Source organism: Mesobacillus sp. ABV4_180, assembly GCF_056158485.1.
Genome location: NZ_JBSWTJ010000001.1, coordinates 4,329,442 through 4,349,223, shown reverse-complemented (window position 1 = coordinate 4,349,223; position 19,782 = coordinate 4,329,442). Strand labels below are relative to the sequence as shown.

Genomic DNA, 19,782 nt, shown 5'->3' with positions numbered 1-19,782 from the left:
ACGAAAAAATGACTCAAGATCGTGTAAAGCAATTGCAGGAAAGCTGGGAATTGGATAGCAGATGGGGTGGAGTGGAAAGGACGTATTCAGCGGAGGATGTGATCAAGCTTCGCGGTTCGGTTGATATTGAGTACACACTTGCGCGTCGCGGTGCGGAGAAGCTTTGGAAGCTTGTGAACGAAGAGGATTTCGTCAATGCTCTTGGTGCATTGACTGGAAACCAGGCTGTCCAGCAGGTAAAAGCAGGCTTGAAGGCGATTTACTTGAGCGGCTGGCAGGTTGCTGCGGACGCGAACCTTTCCGGAAATATGTATCCTGACCAGAGCTTGTACCCGGCGAACAGTGTTCCTGCAGTTGTGAAGCGAATCAATCAGGCATTGCAAAGGGCAGATCAGATCACTCATGGTGAAGGCGACAACTCAATCGACTGGTTCGCGCCAATCGTTGCAGATGCAGAGGCTGGCTTCGGCGGACAGCTGAACGTGTTCGAATTGATGAAGGGGATGATCGAAGCTGGCGCAGCTGGCGTTCACTTCGAGGACCAGCTTTCTTCTGAAAAGAAATGCGGACACCTTGGCGGAAAGGTGCTCCTGCCAACACAAACTGCTGTACGCAACCTGATTGCAGCTAGACTTGCAGCTGATGTTATGGGCACTCCTACACTGATCGTTGCCCGTACCGATGCGAACGCCGCTGATTTAATCACAAGCGATGTTGATCCATATGATGCTCCGTTCATCACTGGTGAAAGAACTCCTGAAGGTTTCTTCCGTGTGAAGCCGGGCCTTGACCAGGCGATTGCCCGCGGTTTAGCCTATGCTCCATATGCAGACCTTGTTTGGTGTGAAACATCTGAGCCGGATTTAGAAGAAGCTCGCCAGTTTGCAAAGGCAATTCATGCGAAGTACCCTGGTAAGCTGCTTGCTTACAACTGCTCGCCATCATTCAACTGGAAGAAGAAGCTGGATGACGAAACCATCGCTAAATTCCAGGTGGAGCTTGGCAAGATGGGCTACAAGTTCCAGTTCGTTACACTTGCTGGCTTCCATGCATTGAACCACAGCATGTTCGAATTGGCTCGCGGCTACAAAGAGCGCGGTATGGCTGCATATTCCGAGCTGCAACAGGCGGAATTCGCCAGCGAGCAGCATGGCTACACAGCAACAAGACACCAGCGCGAAGTCGGAACAGGCTATTTTGATGAAGTTTCAATGGTCATTTCCGGAGGGACATCCTCAACTACTGCGTTAAAAGGTTCCACGGAAGAAGCGCAGTTTACCGCTTCCTGATCTGTTTGATTTTAGTGACGGGTTTTCTCTCCGCCCGAGCTGTTTTTCGGCCCAGGCGGGGATTTACCATAATTGATTGATTTTTTCACCTTGCATTCTCCTATTTGTGTCCTCCTCTTCAGGCCGAAGAGGAGGTTTTTTTTGCTGAAAATAGGTTAACCTTAAACTAGCACAGACTTTTGGGCTGATTCATACATAGTAGTAATGGAGATTTTAGCAAGTGGCGCAGCCGTGTTGCAGGATCAACAGATTTCAGTGCCCGAACGAGCGGTGGAAGAGCCTGAAAGGGAACGGAAGCTGGATTTCAGTGCCCCAACGAGTGGTGGATTAGCCTGAAAGGGAACGGAAACTGGATCTCAGTGCCCGAACAAGCGGCAGAAGAGCGTAAAAGGGAAAGGAAACTGGATTTCAGTGCCCGAACGAGCGGTGGAAGAGCCTGAAAGGGAACGGAAACTGGATTTCAGTGCCCGAACAAGCCGGAAAACGTTGCATACGGTAAAATAAATGAGATTACAGGTGAGTAAAACACGGAGGTGACCAGGTTGAGCAACAGCAAATTGGATGATTATTTGCAGCAGGGAATCCACGGGGCAAAGCAGACGAAGCCTGATGAAAGACGGAGGTTCCTTACGACGCTGCGGGAACGGGTCGTCATTGCGCTGACCCAGTCAGAGGTGATGGGCAAGGGTGTTGAGCATCAAGTCACCCAGCTGATGGAAGAAAACAAGCAAGCACATCTCTTTTTAAACGGTCATATTTCATATTCATATTTATCGAAGTATATAAAGGAAGCTGAGAAACGTGGCATCGAGTTTACGATCGTGACGAACAAGGATTATGATTCAGAACTTGGGCTTGTTTTAGCTCATGACCATGCGATTGATAAAGAGGATATTTATCTTGGCAAAAAGAAACCCGTTATTTCGGCAGAACCGGTCAAGAAGAAGGGGTTCTTATCTGGATTTGGGAAGTTTTTTAGAAAATAGTGACTAAGGAGAGCGGCCTTTTAGGTTAGCTCTTTTTTTTAGGTTGATAAACGACACAAGTGTCGCTATAATTAAATTAAATGAAAACGACATTAATGTCGTTTTGTATGATGTGGAGGGATGGAGATGGGGGCTCTTTTAAGAAATAAGGGGTTTGTTACCTTAATGCTTGCACAGTTCATATCGAGTTTTGGTGATTGGTTGAGTGTGATCGCAATCATTACGATGGTTGGTTTGAAATGGGAAGCATCGCCAATGGAGGTTTCTTTGATCATACTTTGTTTGGCAGTCCCTATGGCGGTGTTAGGGCCATTTACAGGCACAGTCGCTGACAGGCTAAACAGGAAATTGTTGATGATCGTTTCAGACTTGGCAAGAGCTGGGCTTATTTTGTTTCTTGCATTTACGGATTCTTTATGGACTGTTTATATTTGCTTGTTTATGGTCGGAATGCTTTCGGCAATTTTTGTCCCGGCAAAGAATGGGAAACTGAAAGAGCTGATAGAACAAGAAAGTATGAAAAGTGCTATGTCCATCACCTCTATGATTGATTCGGGATCGAAGGTATTGGGTCCATTGTTGAGCGGAATATTGGTTGCGGCTTTTGGGACACAGCTGGTGTTCTTTATCGATTGTGGAACCTTTGTTATTTCGGCGTTACTGCTGTTCTCATTGCCCAAGGTAACAGGTTCAATACTGGAAGGGTCAGCTAAGCCAGAGAAAGCTTCGTTTAGAGCGGATTTTTTAGAAGGCCTCGAGTTTATCAGAGGCAATCGCTTCTTGATCATTGGGATGATCGTTTTAGGGGTCAGCCTGCTGATTTTACAACTTTCCGATTCACAAATCATTGTTTTGCTTCGGGAATTACCGCAAGCCTCACCTGACCTGTTTGGTTATCTTGTTACGGCATCTGGTGTAGGGTTGTTCCTTGCAGGATTACTGTTGGCTAAAAAAACAGATTACAATGCTCTCATTCTGATGTTTATTGGAGTTTGTGGAATTGGCTTCAGTTTTAGTATGATGGCAGTATTGACCCGGTTGGATTTAGTGCTGCCCGGTTTATGGGTACCTGCTTTGGGGCTGGCTGCCGGTTTTTCTGCTGGATTGGTATTCATCCCTTTTCAGGCGACTGTCCAAGCCGATACTCCCGTACACATGACGGGAAGAGTGTTCGGGGTGTTGAACAGCGTGACTACCACTGCGACAATCATTGGGCCGTTAGCAGGCGGATTACTTGCTACTGTACTGGGAGTCATTCCGACATTTGTGATTACTGGATTATTGTTGGTTGCGGTCTCTATCGTCGGTTTGATTTTTAAAAATAAAATAGAACGGGGGAAAGCAGATGTCTCCGAAGGTCAGTCAGGAGCACATGGAACAGCGCCGCATTGATATTTTGAGAGCGGCACAGGAGGTTTTCATTGAATATGGTTACGAGCGAGCGACGATGAAGCACATAATGGATGCTGCAAAGGTTAGCAGAGGCGGACTGTATCAATATTTTTCAAGTAAAGAAGCTGTGTTTGAGACGATTTTGGAAGAATCACTTGCCAGAGAATTAGATGATACGTTAGATATGGTAAAGGAAAATGTAACATCTTATTGGAATATGCTTATGAAAACCATCTTTGGCGAGGATGGGGAGCCTGATGACGAAATGGATCCTTTAGCGCCGGCAAAGCTTGAATTCTTTATCATCGGAAGAAATGACGGCCATAGAAGAGAATACGGAACAGTGCGATACCATAATGGCTTGAAACTTTATAGGGATATTATTGAACATGGCCAAAGAAGTGGTGAATTTAGCGCAAGGTTTGATCATGAAATCATTGCCCGCTCGATCATTGCTTTTATTGATGGCTTAGCAGTGGAGCATGCGATGTTATCAAAGGAAGACTTAAAAATAAAAGAACAATCGATATTGTTTGTAGATTATTTAAAAATGGCGTTAGGAATAGGAGATCATTCCATAAAAAGTGATTAAAAAATTGGCATATCTTGGAGAGAGTCGTAACCTGCATGGCCAGCGTGAGAAAGGTTTTGGAAAAGGGAATGGTGTTATTCACGATTCCCTATTTTAATTGTTTTTCCAATAATCTTAAAAACTTTTGCCGGGAATCCATATTGCGGATTATTCTGTTAACCCGAATCGAGCTTTGGAGGTAGGCCCTCACATGCCGGTTAACGAAAAATAAACGCCGATACTTCTGGTCCTCGTAAATCTCTTTGAACCATTCATGCTGGTTTAATCGCTCTATATGACGGTCGATTTTTCGGGTATTCAATACCTGATCATTGCCTCCACTAGTAAATAAACTGCCAATGAACTCAAAAATAAATGCTAGAATGGCATCCTCACCTCACTTCTAAGAATCAATCAGTTCTCCTCATACCATAGCTGCATGCAATCAGCAGCAACAGAAAACCAAAGGCTGAAAATAGTTTTTTCATATTTTACTCCGCCTTTGTAATACTAATATTCCACAAAAATGTATTCTTTCCTGCGATCCCAAGCCTCTCATGTTAAAATGGTACAAATGGCAAGGCTTGTATTGCTTTAACGTGTAAAACTTTGCTATGATCAGTATTATTATTGTCTGACGATTTACAATGGAGGTGCTTTTATGTCAAGGATTTCAGAGGATCAGGTGAAGCATGTCGCGCACCTGGCGAGATTGGCGATAACTGAGGAAGAGGCGCAAATGCTGACAGACCAGCTGGACAAAATTATTACATATGCGGAGCAATTGAATGAGCTGAATACGGACAATGTTGAGCCGACAGCACATGTGCTTGAAATAAAGAATGTCATGCGCGAGGACCGTTCCCAACAGGGGCTGCCGCGCGAGGAAGTATTGAAGAATGCGCCTGAGCACCAGGATGGGCAGATCAAAGTACCTGGAATTATGGAGTAGGAGGACCGGCAATGAGTTTATTTGAACATAAGATTTCGGAGCTTCACGAGCTTTTACATAAAAGAGACCTGAGTGTTTCCGACCTGGTCGACGAATCGTTCAAACGGATTGGCGAGGTCGAAGGCAAGGTCCAGGCATTTTTAACACTGGATGAAGAAAATGCAAGGGCAGCTGCGAAGGCACTGGATGATAAGGCAGTGCAAAGCACGCCATCGAATAAATTATATGGCCTGCCGATCGGCATAAAGGACAATATCGTCACAAAGGGTTTGCGTACGACGGCGGCGAGCAAGATTCTCGAAAACTTTGATCCTATTTACGATGCGACCGTCATGCAGAAGCTGAGGCATGCGGAAACGGTGGCGATCGGCAAGCTGAACATGGACGAGTTCGCGATGGGGTCATCAAATGAAAACTCTGGTTTTAAAAAGACGCTCAACCCATGGAATCTTGACCGTGTGCCTGGTGGTTCTTCTGGCGGATCCGCCGCTTCAGTAGCAGCAGGAGAAGTACTTTTCTCGCTTGGTTCTGACACTGGTGGTTCCATTCGCCAGCCTGCATCATTCTGCGGTGTGGTCGGCATGAAGCCTACTTATGGTCTTGTTTCCCGTTTTGGGCTGATTGCGTTCGCGTCATCATTGGACCAGATTGGACCGATCACGCGCAATGTTGAAGACAATGCCTATTTGCTAAAAGCGATCGCGGGGTACGATGAAATGGATTCGACTTCCGCAAAAGTGGACATCCCTGACTATATCGGTTCAATGAATGGCGATATAAAAGGGATGAGAATCGCTGTGCCAAAGGAATATATCGGTGAGGGTGTGAACGAAGAAGTACGCAAATCCGTGCTGGACGCACTAGCGGTCCTTGAGCGCCTCGGTGCAACATGGGAAGAGGTTTCCCTGCCGCATTCGAAGTATGCATTAGCAACGTATTACTTGCTGTCATCTTCTGAAGCGTCCGCTAACCTGGCACGCTTTGATGGCGTGCGTTACGGCTATCGTACTCCTAACGCGGAGAACCTGATCGAAATGTACAAAAAGACTCGTGCAGAAGGATTCGGCGAGGAAGTGAAGCGCCGGATCATGCTTGGTACTTTCGCGCTTAGCTCTGGTTATTATGATGCTTATTATAAAAAAGCACAGAAGGTTCGCACGCTGATCAAGCAGGACTTTGAAAAAGTGTTCGAACAATACGACGTCATCATCGGTCCGACTACACCTACGCCAGCCTTCAAAATAGGCGAGAATACAACGGATCCGATGACGATGTATGCGAACGATATTCTAACCATTCCTGTTAACCTTGCAGGAGTGCCGGCAATTTCGGTTCCGTGCGGTTTTGATCAAGGGCTGCCGCTTGGCCTGCAAATCATTGGCCGCCATTTCGATGAAAGAACAGTATATAAGGTTGCCCACGCATTCGAGCAGGCGACTGATTTCCATAAACAACAACCGCAGCTGTAAGGGGTGAAAATGATGAAGTTTGAAACAGTAATTGGCCTTGAGGTCCACGTTGAATTAAAAACAGATTCGAAAATTTTTTCGGCGAGTCCGAACCATTTTGGTGCTGAGCCGAATACAAATACAACCGTCATAGACCTTGGCTACCCAGGAGTCCTTCCTGTCGTGAACAAGAAGGCTGTTGAATACGCAATGAAGGCAGCTATGGCGTTGAACTGTGAAGTAGCTGAACACACGAAATTCGACCGGAAAAACTATTTTTATCCGGATAACCCGAAGGCCTACCAGATTTCCCAGTTCGATAAGCCGATTGGCGAGAACGGCTGGATCGAAATCGAGGTCAATGGCTATAAAAAGAAAATCGGCATAACCCGTATCCATATGGAAGAGGATGCTGGCAAGCTGACGCATGGCAGTGGATATTCCCTCGTTGACTACAACCGCCAGGGAACGCCGCTTGTCGAGATCGTATCGGAGCCCGATATAAGCACTCCGGATGAGGCATACGCTTATCTGGAAAAATTAAAGTCAATCATCCAATATACAGGTGTATCGGATTGTAAAATGGAAGAAGGTTCACTCCGCTGTGATGCGAACATCTCAATCAGGCCTATCGGGCAGAAAGAACTCGGCACAAAAACCGAGCTAAAAAACCTGAACTCCTTCAACTTCGTTCGCAGAGGCCTTGAACATGAGGAAAAGCGCCAGGAAGAGGAAATCCTCGCTGGCCGCGAAATCCAGCAGGAAACGCGCCGCTTTGATGAAGCAACAAACACAACCATCCTGATGCGTGTTAAAGAAGGCTCTGATGACTATCGTTATTTCCCTGAACCAGACCTGCCAGACCTTTACATCGACGAAGGGTGGAAAGCAAGAGTACGTGCGGAAATCCCAGAGCTTCCAGACCAGCGCAAAAAGCGATATGTCGAAGAGATGGGACTGCCAGCTTATGATGCGGAAGTTTTAACGGTATCGAAAGAGATGGCTGATTTCTTTGAGTCTGTCGTAAAAGCTGATGCGGATCCGAAACAGGCATCCAACTGGCTGATGGGAGAGTTCTCAGCTTACCTGAAGGCAGAATCGAAAGAGCTGCATGAAACGGCATTGGCTCCAGACGGGCTTGCTGGCATGATCAAGCTGATTGAAAACGGAACGATTTCTTCTAAAATCGCAAAGCAGGTATTCAAGGAACTGGTCGAGAACGGCGGCGATCCAGAGCAAATCGTCAAGGAGAAGGGACTTGTCCAAATCTCCGACGAAGGCGCACTGCTTAAGATCATCACCGAAATCATCGATGCCAACCCGCAATCAGTGGAAGATTTCAAAAGCGGCAAGGACAAAGCAAAAGGATTCCTAGTCGGCCAGATCATGAAAGCGACAAAAGGCCAGGCCAATCCGCCGCTTGTGAATAAATTGCTAGTTGAAGAACTGAATAAGAGATAATAGCGAAAGCTGGCGATTACATCGTCAGCTTTTTTGTCGATATTTCCCGGGAAAAAGGGGAAATTGCGTTAAAAAATAGTTCTTAAAATACATATTCTTACATACTTGCGGGTGCTATTATTAGCTTAAGAATGCAAAAGCAGGAGGCTGGCCGTTATTTTACTAAGAGACATTGATCTGGATTTGCCCTATATGGAAAATGAAGAAAAAATCAAAGCATTAATGGTCCAGCATTCTTTAACAGAAGCAGACGCAACCCGCTTTGATTATGAAGAAAATTGGAAGCACAAGAGGATGTTGTTCCGTGACCAGGTGAGGTGTATAGCGAGTTTATATACATTTTTGCTTGGGCGCTTCTCTACTGAAAAAACAAAAAAAGTAACGATTAATTGCATAGAAGAGCCAATCGATGATGTGCATACAACCCCGGATGGTTTCACTGAAGTGTCGGTAGATCTGGATATAGACACTTATTTTTCATTACCCAATTATGAAAAGAAAAGGATTATCCTTAAAAAAATTCATGAGGGCATGATGAAAGTCGTCATGGAGTTTGAATGGAATCAGGAACTTTTTAATCGAATTGCTGCAGAAGTTCAAGCCCGAAACTATGTTAACGAGTATGTCTTGAATCAAAAGAACTCACCAGACAGGAAGTTTAAAGCAGAAGTATTTTGTGAACATGATCTAGACTATTTTTCAATAATCCTGACCATCAGGGACAATAAAACTGGAGAACGGGTAAAAACCAAAAGGGTTTTGCAGGAGAGGCCGCATGAATTGATCTTTTCTCAATATCTTGGAGACATAAGATGGGCTTCTAATAGTGCCATAGAATTATTCTATCGTGGTAAGCAAACAAAATGGCTGGTTGAAAAAATGTGCTAAAGGCGGGGGCTTATGGTCAAATTCATCAAAATTGGAAACGTGCGAATTCGGCAGGATGAAGATAGCGTGTCGGTGTCAATTAATAGCGACAATATTAAGGATTCAGTTGATTATATTAATGAGCATGGAATTAAGACGGTCGATATTGCTTATGAGATCGAACATGTAAATTTTCTAAGTGAATGTCCTGATGTTGAGAGTGTTGCCCTTGGTGATGAAAACTTAAAAGATCTAACAGGTCTTTACGATTTAAAAAAACTAAAGTCGTTGTCTATCAATGATACAAGGCCGTCTCTGAAAATCGATTTTGAAAAAATCCCTTCACTTGAAGTGTTTTTTGGGAAGCTGCCGCCTAAAGCAAAAGGTGTAGAGACACTCAGGAACTTAAAAGAAATGAGGCTCTGGAGTTACAAGCCTAAGTCAAAAAATCTTGAACCATTCTCCGAGCTTAAGAATCTTAAATCCCTGGAGCTAATCCAGTCTAATATCACATCGTTAAAGGGTGTTGAAGGACTGGAAAGCCTGGAAAAGCTGGGTCTTTACTATTTAAGGTCCTTTAATGATTTGAAGGACATTAAATATCTATCAAAAAGCCTAAGAGTTTTAGAGATTGAGAACAGCAAAAAAATCGAGGATTTCAGTCCTATTGCAGAGGTAAAAGATTTAGAAAAGTTAAGTATGTTGGACTGTGGGGAAATAGCTTCGATTCAGTTTGTCAATCAATTGCCGGGATTAAAAGAGCTTGCCTTTGGTGGGACTACTGTTCTTGATGGGGATTTGTATCCTTGCGAACTTATTGAACATGTATATTTTACACAGAAAAAGCATTACACTCATCGGTTAGTAGAATACACTGCGGTAAAGAAAGAAGAGACAGAAATTATGTCTGTTCAAAGTTCTGATGATACACTGCCCACTGTTTTATGGAGAGCACGGATGGAGGAAGGAGACGATCTGTTCACTGAGGAGGCTATAGCCACTTCGGAAAAAGCATTGCAGCAATATGTCTCTTCACTCAATTCCATGAAAGCCCCGACGGAAAGGGCAATATTGAAAAAGGTAAAAGAAGTTGTAACCGAATTTAACAGGTTGAATGAAGAATTCGATTATTTCATCGAAACGCTGGAACGCGAAGAATTGTATGAATTCATTGATGAAAAAGCACAGGAAGCCGGTTTGGAGCCGGATGGGGACATAACGGAAGAGTGGAGAGAATGGTGATTAAGGAGAAAATCGATGTATAGCAGGGTCACTGATGCCGTCATACAAATAAAGAATGCTTTAACCCCGGAAGAAATTACGGAATTGAAAAATGATACAGACTTGAAAACTATACAGTTCTCTAGTGATATTGAACTTAAAACCTTTCAGCGAATGAATGACCTATTATTTTCGACACGTGCTGATGTTGGTCTCCGCATTTATGGTTACTACCAGTCAGTATGTGATTTGGGCTTTCTTCAGCATCTTACGAATTTGAAGCGTTTGTATGTTGAATGTCATGAAAGGGTAGAGAATATAGAGGCCCTTGCGTATTTGGGTTATTTAACAGAATTAAATCTGAGCATATATAGTTTGGAAACATTTGATATCTTATCTATGATCCCTGAAGGATTGCAAAAGTTGATCCTCGGCGATACGAAGTCAAAAAAGCCGAGTTTAGCTGTGATAGAAAGATTCACTGACCTTAGAGAACTAGTGATAGTAGGACACACGAAACACATTGATGTTGTCGGGAAGTTGCTAAACCTTGAAAAACTTACATTAACCTCCGTTACGACTAAGAGTTTGGAATTTCTGAAACCGTTAAATAGATTAACGCAGCTTTCAGTTAATTTTGGCGGCATTAAAAACTTCTCAGCAGTAGAAGGAATGGTAAGGTTACAATTTTTAGAACTTTTTCAAATCAGGGGATTGAGCGATCTCTCATTCATATCAACACTTTCAGGCCTTCAATATCTTTCCTTGCAAAATTTACCGAACGTTCAAGAGTTGCCAGCTTTGAATCTCCCGAAACTAAGAAAGGTAGCATTAGATAATATGAAAGGACTAAACGACCTCCACGGTTTAGGAGATGTACCTGCTTTGGAGGAGTTTACCCATTGGTCAGCGATGAATAGAAGGATCGACGATTACCTGCCTATTTTAAGAAATCCCTCTTTGAAAAGAATTTCTGTTGGCTTTGGCAGTGATAAGAAAAATAAGCAGTTTGAAGAGCTAGCGAAGAACCATGGTAAAACTGACCAGGATGTCTGGAAAGAATTCATTTTTTTTACATGATCTACTGAAGGAGAACGTATATGGAACTAAAAGAAATCATTTTATCGGACATGACAAACAGGCCTAAAAAGAATGAGGTGGGCTTCAATCATCAGTCCCGTGTATTTCAATTGTTGCTAGGCAGATATTTAAAAGAAATTAAGACCGAGGATGTCAGGTATTTGAGTGTTTACTGTCTTGATAAAGTAGAAGGAATGGAGATTGATCCGTATACGATAGAAAATGGATTGACGGTGAAGATTCCATATAATCCGATTGAGTTTTTGCAGTGTGGAAATGTTGAAGAGAAGTATGTAGAGTATGTGAAAATTTTTAATGAATACATAGCTCCGGTATTTGGTGAGCTGAAGTGGGATTATGCACCGGTTGAATTGGCTCTTGGAAAAATCAAAGAACATCATTATCAAGCGGAATTCCTTATGAAAAATACACCTAAAAAGAGTCCTGACAAAAAACATACAGCGATTGTAACGGGAATCCATTCTGTCAGTTCTTTTCAATTAATAGGAAAGATTTTTGATAAGGACGGGCTGTTGGTAAAGGAGAAATTACTGGTAGAAGAGGTACCGAATGAAATGGTATATGGAAGGTTTTTGGGGAAGGCAGCCTGGAGGGATAATAAAACATTCGAAGTCAGCTCAAAGACAAGCCAGTGGGTTGGTACGATTGTGGTTGAGTAAACAGAATTCGAGGCTAGGTTTGAAAAAGCTTTTTATCGAGTTTGATTAAGGAACTAAAAGGCCCTGTCAGTTGGGCCTTTTCTTAATCCCGGCCATCATCCATCAGGTAATTGATCAGCATTTCCTTGTCGAATAAGGAAAACATAAATTCTTCTGTATTAAAAATCATATAGACGGGTGTAATATCAGAAGTGAGTTCCGGATAACGTTCTTTCAAACCTTCTATATCGTCTGTAATGTGAAAAGACTCAAGTTTTTTCTTTATTTCATCAGGGATGTCATACTTTTCTGAATCTCCACGTGGAACAATCGCCAGTACAGCAGGTTTCTCAGGATTCTTTGAGAAGAAATCGTAGAATGGCGGCAGATCTTCAATGGCCAATTTCACATAATAGGTGCCAAATGAAGCGAATTCTTTATCCCAGCCTGCGGTGATCTGGAAGAGAATGTTTTGTGATGTTTGGCTTTTTGGAATGGAGATTGTATCGCTATCCTCAACTAATTTTTTTCCGCCTGGGACAGAATTCACCTGGGTAATAATGATAGACTGGGGTTTATTTTCTGAAGGGAAAGTCACCTTAAGCTGTTGTCTTTCCTTGGCTTTGGTTGGGTTCAGTCCAGCCATCAGCTTGATCGGGTCTTGGGAAGTTTCCCTGATTCCATGCCAGTGATACCCGCCCCTGACGAAGGAGATTTCCTCATTTTCAATCGTCACGACAGGCAAAGGCGGTTTTTCTTCTTTATAAAGTTTGTAACGGTCCATTGCGATCAAGGCAGTTAAAAGCAGGATAGCCATCGTTCCATAGATTATGATTTTCTTCTTCATCCATTTCCCCTCGGGATTTCAGACATAGTACTTAAGTATTTCGATAGCTGGTAATTGATTACCTTTTTGAATGAGATAAAAAAACGCCACAGAGAAATTCTCTGTGGCATTTGCGTTGTGATTATGAATTCAAGTTCTTAACGCTAAGATCGAATTCTTTTTCAATTTCAGCATTCGGTTTATAAGTAGCCAAGCTGACTACTACAGAAACGATTAAGTTAATCAGGAATCCAGGAACGATTTCGTACATAACATCGCTTAAGCCGACGTTGCTCCAGATGACGACTGTTGCTGCACCGGCAACCATACCGAGGATCGCGCCCCAGTTGGTCATCTTTCTCCAGTACAGGCTGAGGATGATGATTGGTCCAAAGGCAGCACCGAAGCCGGCCCATGCATATGCAACCAATCCAAGGATTGTGTCGTTCTGAACCCATGCAAGGGAAGCGGCAACAATTGCAACGATTAGTACAGCCAAACGGCCTAAGAAAACGTATTGCTTATCTGATTTTTCTTTTTTGAATAAGACTTTGTACAAGTCTTCAACTAAAGCACTCGATGTAACGATCAATTGAGAAGAAATCGTGCTCATGATCGCTGCCAATACTGCTGCCAGCATCAGGCCTGCGAACAATGGATGGAAGAATAATTGTCCCAGCTCGATGAACACAGCTTCTGGGTTATCAAGCTTGATATCCGGGTTTTGGGTAAAATAAGCAAGACCGATCAGTGCAGTCAGTATCGCACCAAGCAGGGTGAAAATCATCCAGCTCATCCCGATTCTTCTAGCGCTCTTTGTTTCTTTTACAGATGTAATTGCCATAAAGCGAGTGATGATGTGCGGCTGGCCGAAATAGCCAAGCCCCCATGCAGCAGTCGAAATGATGCCGAGGACAGTTGTGCCCTTGAACAAGTCAAGCAATGCAGGATCGATGGCACGGATTGTGTCGAAAGTTTCCGCAGGACCGCCAGTTTTGCCGAATCCGATAATCGGGACGAGCACAAGTGCGAGCAGCATCATCAAGCCCTGAACGAAATCTGTGTAGCTAACTGCCAGGAAGCCGCCGAATAGTGTGTAAGCCACAACGACAGCGGAAACAAGCAATAGACCAGTATGATAATCCAAGTTAAATGAACTCTGGAAGAATACAGCTCCAGCGACCATTCCGGAAGAAACGTAAAATGTGAAAAATAGCAGGATTACTATTCCGGATACGATACGCAATAGCTTGGTATCATCTTTAAAACGGTTTTCAAGGTAGCCTGGAATCGTAATGGAATCATTGGCTACATGTGTGTAAGAACGAAGTCGAGGTGCTACGAACAGCCAGTTGAGGTATGCACCGACAGTCAATCCGATGGCAATCCATGCATTCGCTAAACCGCTTACATAAATACCGCCAGGAAGACCCATCAATAGCCATCCGCTCATGTCTGCAGCACCGGCGCTGAGCGCAGTGACTGCTGGTCCAAGCGATCTGCCGCCGAGCATGTAATCGGTCAGATTGCTTGTCTTTTTGTAGGAATACCAGCCGATATAGAGCATCGCGACCATGTAAATCCCAATTGCGATAATTTGATACATTTCATTAGACATAATCTTTCCCCCTTTGTTATAGTGAAAAATTATTAAAATAATATTGCTAATACATGTAATATTCTATCATTTCACTCAAGTGAATAACAATCTATTTTTTTGCAAAAAATATTATTCCAGTAATAGTAATTTACTTTACTGATATATTTATAAAGATAAAGAAAACCATGACATCATAGCCATGGTTTACTTTACTTTTTAAAAGAATCCTTAGGTGGAAGGCGATCGCCCTTCACTTTCTTATCATTGATTTTTGGTTCCATTCCATGAAAGAAATTTTGAAGGTTTGAACGATGGAGAAAAATTAAAAATAATATAAAGGCAGTAAACAGGTATGTTTCATTGATTTCTGGAGAGAAAAACGAATATACCAGCATAGCGATTCCGACAGAAATCGAACCCATGAATACATATTTGGTGATAAGTATGACGGCGAAGAAGGTTACATAAACGGCAAGGAACATTCCGATATCAACAATCAAAAGTGCCCCTGCTGTCGTCGCAATCGCCTTGCCGCCGCGGAAGCCTGCGAATATCGGAAAGCAATGGCCGATGACGGCAATCAATCCAGCGTAAAGCGGACTTATTGGTACACTGAGAATCAATGGAAGAGAAGCAGCAAGCATCCCTTTGGCGACGTCCACGAGCAATACGATGACGGCTGCCCTTTTACCCATTACCCTCAGTGTGTTGGTTGCTCCGGGATTTTTACTGCCGTGATCCCGGATATCAACATGGAAAAAATATTTGCCAATTAGTAAAGCTGTTGGAATGGATCCAACTAAATAAGCTGCCAAAAGAATCATCCAGGTCATAAATTTAGTCACCCTTTTAATCTAGTTAAAAAATCATATTCCAAAATGGCCAGGTTGATGAAAGATAATTTCCTGATAGCCATAGTGCCGTCAGGGGTATCTTCCATTTTATGTAACCATAATCTTCTCTTTGTATTGTAAAAAAGAACGAGAATGAATGGAAGAGTTTTTCGAAAAATACAATAGTTAACACTTTGATTAAAAGTTGGGTTTCTTTTTGGCAAATAGGCACAAAGTAGTTTATGATATATCCGGTAGATGGATGTTGGACAATTGCCTGATCGTTGAATTTGAGATATGATGTAAAATGATGGAATTAAAAACCATATTAAGTAGGATGATGGGTATGAAAAGAGCAAGAATCATTTATAATCCGACTTCCGGGCGGGAGATTTTCAAAAAGCATCTCGCGGAAGTTTTAGTTAAGCTGGAGAATGCGGGCTATGAAGCTTCCTGCCACGCGACAACAGGTGAGGGAGATGCGACGCAGGCAGCGAAAATTGCAGTTGAGCGACGATATGACCTTGTCATTGCCGCTGGCGGAGATGGCACGATTAACGAGGTAGTCAATGGAATTGCCGAGCAGGACTACCGTCCGAAAATTGGCGTCATTCCGGTTGGCACAACCAATGACTTCGCGCGCGCGCTCCATATTCCGCGGGATATCGAGGCTGCGGTCGACATCATCGTAAAAGGCGAAACGATTCCGGTTGATGTAGGCCGGATCAATGATAAATATTTTATAAATATTGCAGGCGGCGGCAGGATGACAGAGCTGACATACGAGGTTCCAAGCAAGCTCAAGACGATGCTCGGCCAGCTCGCTTATTACTTAAAAGGAATCGAGATGCTGCCTTCAATCCGTGCTTCAGAAGTGAGCATCGAGTATGATGGCAAGCTGTTCGAGGGAGAAGTCATGATGTTCCTCGTCGGGCTGACAAACTCCGTAGGCGGCTTCGAGCGACTGGCACCGAACTCATCCATCAATGATGGCTTGTTTTCATTATTGATTTTGAAAAAGACGAACCTTGCCGATTTTATCAGGATCGCGACACTCGCTGTCCGCGGCGAGCATATCAATGACCCTGGCGTCATTTATACGCAGGCGAACCGCATCAAGGTCCAAGCCAAAGAAACCGTCCAGCTGAATCTCGACGGCGAATACGGAGGCAACCTTCCTGCCGAGTTCGAAAACCTGTTCAGGCACATTGAAGTCTACGTGCCGCTTGATGAAATCCGTCCAGAAGACCGTCCAGAAAACCTGGATTTGAACTTTAAAGCAGAATGATTTAGAACCACTCCGATTTTTGGGGTGGTTTTTTGTGTTTTTGTGAATGAGCGGTGTAGGGAAGGTCATTGCATTACCCGAAAACTGGTCAAGGAGCTGATTTCGGTAAAAGAACATTTGAGAACCTAATGAATATGTGGATTCTTCCTGAAACAGGGTATGTAATCAGTATAGGATGTGTAAAATTTGCCTGGAAAACATAAATGGAAGAAAATAATAGATAATATGATAAAAGGATGTGGATCCATAATGGGGAACAAGGCGTTGATCAATATCGACTATACATATGATTTCGTGGCTGATGATGGGCGGCTGACGTGCGGGGAGCCGGGACAGAACATTGAGGAGAGGCTAGTCGGCATCACCGATGAATTCATCAAAAATGGTGACTATGTGGTATTCGCGATTGATGTCCATGTTGAGGGCGACGAGTTCCATCCGGAGACGAAGCTGTATCCGCCCCATAATATCCGCGGCACGGAGGGAAGGGACTTGTACGGCAGCCTTCAGGCGGTGTATGAGGAGAACAAGCACCTGGACCATGTGCATTATATTGATAAAACGAGGTATTCGGCATTTGCCGGTACGGATCTTGAGATAAAACTGCGTGAGCGTGGCATCACGGAAGTGCATCTTGTCGGCGTTTGCACGGATATTTGTGTGCTTCATACAGCGGTAGATGCTTACAACAAGGGATTTAAGGTTATTGTGTATAAGGATGCGGTTGCTTCTTTTGACCAGGTTGGCCATGAATGGTCGCTCCGCCATTTCGAGAGTTCGATTGGTGCAGAGGTAAAGTGAGTTTGCTTTTCGAGGTTCAATAGCACTTGATCGATTACGTATTGCAGTAAATTTGGAGGTTTTTTGATGAGCACAAAATTCACAGACGACAGCTTGATGCTGCACACGGACTTATACCAATTAAATATGATGGAAACCTATTGGCGCGATGGCGTCCACAATCGCCGTGCGGTGTTTGATTTATTTTTTCGCAAGCTTCCTTTCGGCAATGGCTATGCCGTGTTTGCCGGCCTTGAAAAAATCATCGACTATATTGAGAACTTCGGTTTCACAGAAGATGATATTCAGTATTTGAGAGAAGAAGGGAAGTTCGATGAGGATTTCCTCGGTTTCTTAAAAGAGCTTCGCTTCACGGGCAATATCCGCGCGATGCAGGAGGGCGAGATTGTTTTTGCCAATGAACCGCTGCTGAGGGTTGATGCTCCACTTGCTGAAGCGCAGCTGATTGAGACGGCGCTGCTGAACATCGTCAACTACCAAACATTGATTGCGACAAAAGCTTCACGCATCAAGCAGGTTGTGAAAGATGAGGTTGCGATGGAATTCGGTACGCGGCGTGCGCATGAACTGGATGCGGCACTTTGGGGCACTCGTGCTGCTTATGTGGGCGGTTTTGATTCGACGAGCAATGTGCGTGCGGGCAAGCTGTTTGGGATTCCGATTGCCGGAACGCATGCCCACTCAATGGTACAAGCCTACAGGGACGACTACACTGCTTTTAAAAAATACGCAGAAACGCATGAAGACTGCGTATTCCTTGTCGATACGTATGATACATTAAGATCCGGCGTTCCAAATGCAATCAAGGTTGCCAGGGAATTCGGCGACAAGATCAATTTTATCGGCATCCGCCTTGACAGCGGGGACCTTGCTTATCTTTCTAAGGAAGCGAGAAAAATGCTGGATGAAGCTGGCTTTAGGGATGCGAAAATCGTTGCCTCCAGTGACCTGGATGAGTACACGATCATGAACCTGAAAGCCCAGGGTGCGAAAATCGACGTCTGGGGAGTCGGCACAAAGCTGATTACCGCCTACGATCAGGCGGCGCTTGGTGCGGTATATAAAATTGTTTCCATCGAGCGTGCGGACGGTACCATGGAGGATACGATCAAGATTTCCTCAAATCCTGAAAAAGTGACGACACCAGGCATCAAAAAGGTGTACCGGATCATCAACAAATCGAATAACCGCTCAGAGGGTGACTACATCGCGCTTGAGGACGAAAATCCCCAGGATGAAAAACGCCTGAAGATGTTCCATCCGGTTCACACATTCATCAGCAAGTTCGTCACGAATTTCGACGCACGGGAGCTGCACCACGACGTCTTCAAGGAAGGCAAGCTTGTCTACAGCCAGCCAAGCCTCGAGGAAGTCCGCAAGCATTCAAAATACTGCCTCAGCGTGCTTTGGGAAGAATACACGCGCATGCTCAATCCAGAAGAGTACCCGGTTGACCTCAGCCAGAAATGCTGGGACAACAAAATGCGCAATATAGCAGAAGTGAAAGAGAAAGTCATGGAGATGACTGGAGAAAAGATGTGATGGTGAGGGCTGCTTTCCTTAGTGGGAAGCAGTTTTTTTATCACTAAAATACTTTTGTGCGACGTTCTTTTTGAAATTCAAGGTTAATAATATGTGAATAGGATATTCGAAGGGAGGGTGTGAACGTTTATAGGATGCAGTGAGGTAATGATGGTTGTCATGAATACAAATTCCAAAACAGGTGGTGTATTCTTTATGACTTTATCTTCATTCATTCGCTTTACTGGCATTTGCTCTATGATTGCAGGGATTCTATTTGTTTCATTAGCTATCTGGTACAACGTTGGCATGCACGCATTTGGAGCTTATCTTGATTTAATCGGGATGCTCTGCTTGTTGCTCGGTCTGGCTGGCATGTATCTTAGCCAGGCAAAAGCTTTTGGTAAACCAGGTTTTCTCATCTTCCTCCTTGCGTTTTTCGGTGCAGCGATGTGGACGGGGCACAGCTGGGTGAACGCTTTTTTAATAGAAGTGCTTGAATCAGCGGCTCCTGAAGTGCTCGAAAATCCTCCTGGCAAATTAATGACAGGGATCACGCTCTCATTATACCCCTTCTTTTTAGGTCTTTTATTATTCGGTCTTTTTACCGCGATAAAAGGCATCCTTCCGCGCTGGCCTGCACTAATTCTCGTCGTAGTTCCAATATTGGATTTTGTTCCATACGGCTCATACGTGGCTCAACCTCTTGCGGGAGTAGCCCTTGTCTGGCTTGGTTATGCTGTTTGGAAGAGAAATGGTGAATAAAGTAGTTTAGAGAAATTTTGAAAAAAGTTATGAGCGATGAAACCCAAAATCACTGCTGTACTTAACATTAGGTTCTTTCTGTGCAAAGAGCAGTAGTTTAGGACGCTGGCAAAGCCGGGGTCCTTTTCTTTTTTATAACAGCGCAACAATCGACAAATAGTAAGAAATCCACTGCAAATTCCCTATTTTTTCTAAAGGATTTCCCCTGTGAATAAAGAATTA

General features: G+C 43.9%; 18 protein-coding genes. 15 read left to right on the top strand and 3 right to left on the bottom strand.

All coding sequences use genetic code 11. The features are described from left to right. Positions 1 to 8: 8 nt before the first annotated feature. From aceA to ACXAEA_RS22045, 11 genes are all read left to right on the top strand, one after another. Entirely contained in the window at positions 9 to 1,289 is a 1,281-nt protein-coding gene (gene aceA, locus ACXAEA_RS22095; protein ID WP_475097990.1) for an isocitrate lyase, read from the top strand. A gap of 533 nt (positions 1,290 to 1,822) precedes the next feature. Further along, complete coding sequence (locus ACXAEA_RS22090; RefSeq protein ID WP_475097989.1) at positions 1,823 to 2,275, top strand: YueI family protein; 453 nt, start codon at positions 1,823 to 1,825, stop codon at positions 2,273 to 2,275. 126 nt (positions 2,276 to 2,401) lie between these two features. Continuing rightward, entirely contained in the window at positions 2,402 to 3,667 is a 1,266-nt protein-coding gene (locus ACXAEA_RS22085) for an MFS transporter (protein WP_475097988.1), read from the top strand. Continuing rightward, a complete protein-coding gene (locus tag ACXAEA_RS22080) occupies positions 3,621 to 4,259 on the top strand; it encodes a TetR/AcrR family transcriptional regulator (RefSeq protein ID WP_475097987.1) in 639 nt (212 codons plus the stop codon). Before ACXAEA_RS22085 ends, ACXAEA_RS22080 begins: the two co-directional genes overlap by 47 nt. Before the next feature lie 640 nt (positions 4,260 to 4,899). Then, positions 4,900 to 5,190 (top strand): Asp-tRNA(Asn)/Glu-tRNA(Gln) amidotransferase subunit GatC, encoded by a 291-nt coding sequence (gatC, locus tag ACXAEA_RS22075; RefSeq protein WP_475097986.1) that lies wholly within the window; start codon positions 4,900 to 4,902, stop codon positions 5,188 to 5,190. 11 nt (positions 5,191 to 5,201) lie between these two features. Then, positions 5,202 to 6,659 carry an Asp-tRNA(Asn)/Glu-tRNA(Gln) amidotransferase subunit GatA gene (gene gatA / locus ACXAEA_RS22070; protein ID WP_475097985.1) on the top strand — a complete coding sequence of 486 codons (1,458 nt, stop codon included), beginning with the start codon at positions 5,202 to 5,204 and terminating at the stop codon, positions 6,657 to 6,659. 12 nt (positions 6,660 to 6,671) lie between these two features. Beyond that, positions 6,672 to 8,099, top strand: a complete 1,428-nt coding sequence (gene gatB / locus ACXAEA_RS22065) for an Asp-tRNA(Asn)/Glu-tRNA(Gln) amidotransferase subunit GatB (RefSeq protein ID WP_475098191.1) — start codon at positions 6,672 to 6,674, stop codon at positions 8,097 to 8,099. Positions 8,100 to 8,291: 192 nt separating this feature from the next. Then, positions 8,292 to 8,987 (top strand): hypothetical protein, encoded by a 696-nt coding sequence (locus ACXAEA_RS22060; RefSeq protein WP_475097984.1) that lies wholly within the window; start codon positions 8,292 to 8,294, stop codon positions 8,985 to 8,987. Between the two features lie 882 nt (positions 8,988 to 9,869). Beyond that, on the top strand, positions 9,870 to 10,208 hold the full coding sequence (locus tag ACXAEA_RS22055; RefSeq protein ID WP_475098190.1) for a hypothetical protein: 339 nt from the start codon (positions 9,870 to 9,872) through the stop codon (positions 10,206 to 10,208). Between the two features lie 15 nt (positions 10,209 to 10,223). Further along, positions 10,224 to 11,267, top strand: coding sequence for a leucine-rich repeat domain-containing protein (locus ACXAEA_RS22050; RefSeq protein ID WP_475097983.1), 1,044 nt, complete (start codon positions 10,224 to 10,226; stop codon positions 11,265 to 11,267). A gap of 20 nt (positions 11,268 to 11,287) precedes the next feature. Further along, positions 11,288 to 11,947 carry a hypothetical protein gene (locus ACXAEA_RS22045; RefSeq protein ID WP_475097982.1) on the top strand — a complete coding sequence of 220 codons (660 nt, stop codon included), beginning with the start codon at positions 11,288 to 11,290 and terminating at the stop codon, positions 11,945 to 11,947. 82 nt (positions 11,948 to 12,029) lie between these two features. On the opposite strand, the gene ACXAEA_RS22040 is transcribed toward ACXAEA_RS22045, so the two are convergent. The 3 genes from ACXAEA_RS22040 to plsY all read right to left on the bottom strand — a co-directional run bounded on the left by ACXAEA_RS22040 (position 12,030) and on the right by plsY (position 15,185). Next, complete coding sequence (locus ACXAEA_RS22040; protein WP_475097981.1) at positions 12,030 to 12,773, bottom strand: hypothetical protein; 744 nt, start codon at positions 12,771 to 12,773, stop codon at positions 12,030 to 12,032. A 121-nt stretch (positions 12,774 to 12,894) separates the two neighbouring features. Next, complete coding sequence (gene putP, locus ACXAEA_RS22035) at positions 12,895 to 14,370, bottom strand: sodium/proline symporter PutP (RefSeq protein ID WP_475097980.1); 1,476 nt, start codon at positions 14,368 to 14,370, stop codon at positions 12,895 to 12,897. A gap of 191 nt (positions 14,371 to 14,561) precedes the next feature. After that, positions 14,562 to 15,185 (bottom strand): glycerol-3-phosphate 1-O-acyltransferase PlsY, encoded by a 624-nt coding sequence (gene plsY / locus ACXAEA_RS22030; RefSeq protein ID WP_475097979.1) that lies wholly within the window; start codon positions 15,183 to 15,185, stop codon positions 14,562 to 14,564. A gap of 346 nt (positions 15,186 to 15,531) precedes the next feature. On the opposite strand from plsY, the gene ACXAEA_RS22025 reads away from it, so the two are divergent. From ACXAEA_RS22025 to ACXAEA_RS22010, 4 genes are all read left to right on the top strand, one after another. Next, on the top strand, positions 15,532 to 16,473 hold the full coding sequence (locus tag ACXAEA_RS22025; protein ID WP_475097978.1) for a diacylglycerol kinase: 942 nt from the start codon (positions 15,532 to 15,534) through the stop codon (positions 16,471 to 16,473). Positions 16,474 to 16,722: 249 nt separating this feature from the next. Next, positions 16,723 to 17,274, top strand: coding sequence for a cysteine hydrolase family protein (locus tag ACXAEA_RS22020; RefSeq protein WP_475097977.1), 552 nt, complete (start codon positions 16,723 to 16,725; stop codon positions 17,272 to 17,274). A 66-nt stretch (positions 17,275 to 17,340) separates the two neighbouring features. Beyond that, entirely contained in the window at positions 17,341 to 18,816 is a 1,476-nt protein-coding gene (locus ACXAEA_RS22015; RefSeq protein WP_475097976.1) for a nicotinate phosphoribosyltransferase, read from the top strand. Positions 18,817 to 19,011: 195 nt separating this feature from the next. Beyond that, on the top strand, positions 19,012 to 19,560 hold the full coding sequence (locus tag ACXAEA_RS22010) for a hypothetical protein (RefSeq protein WP_475097975.1): 549 nt from the start codon (positions 19,012 to 19,014) through the stop codon (positions 19,558 to 19,560). Positions 19,561 to 19,782 lie beyond the last annotated feature (222 nt).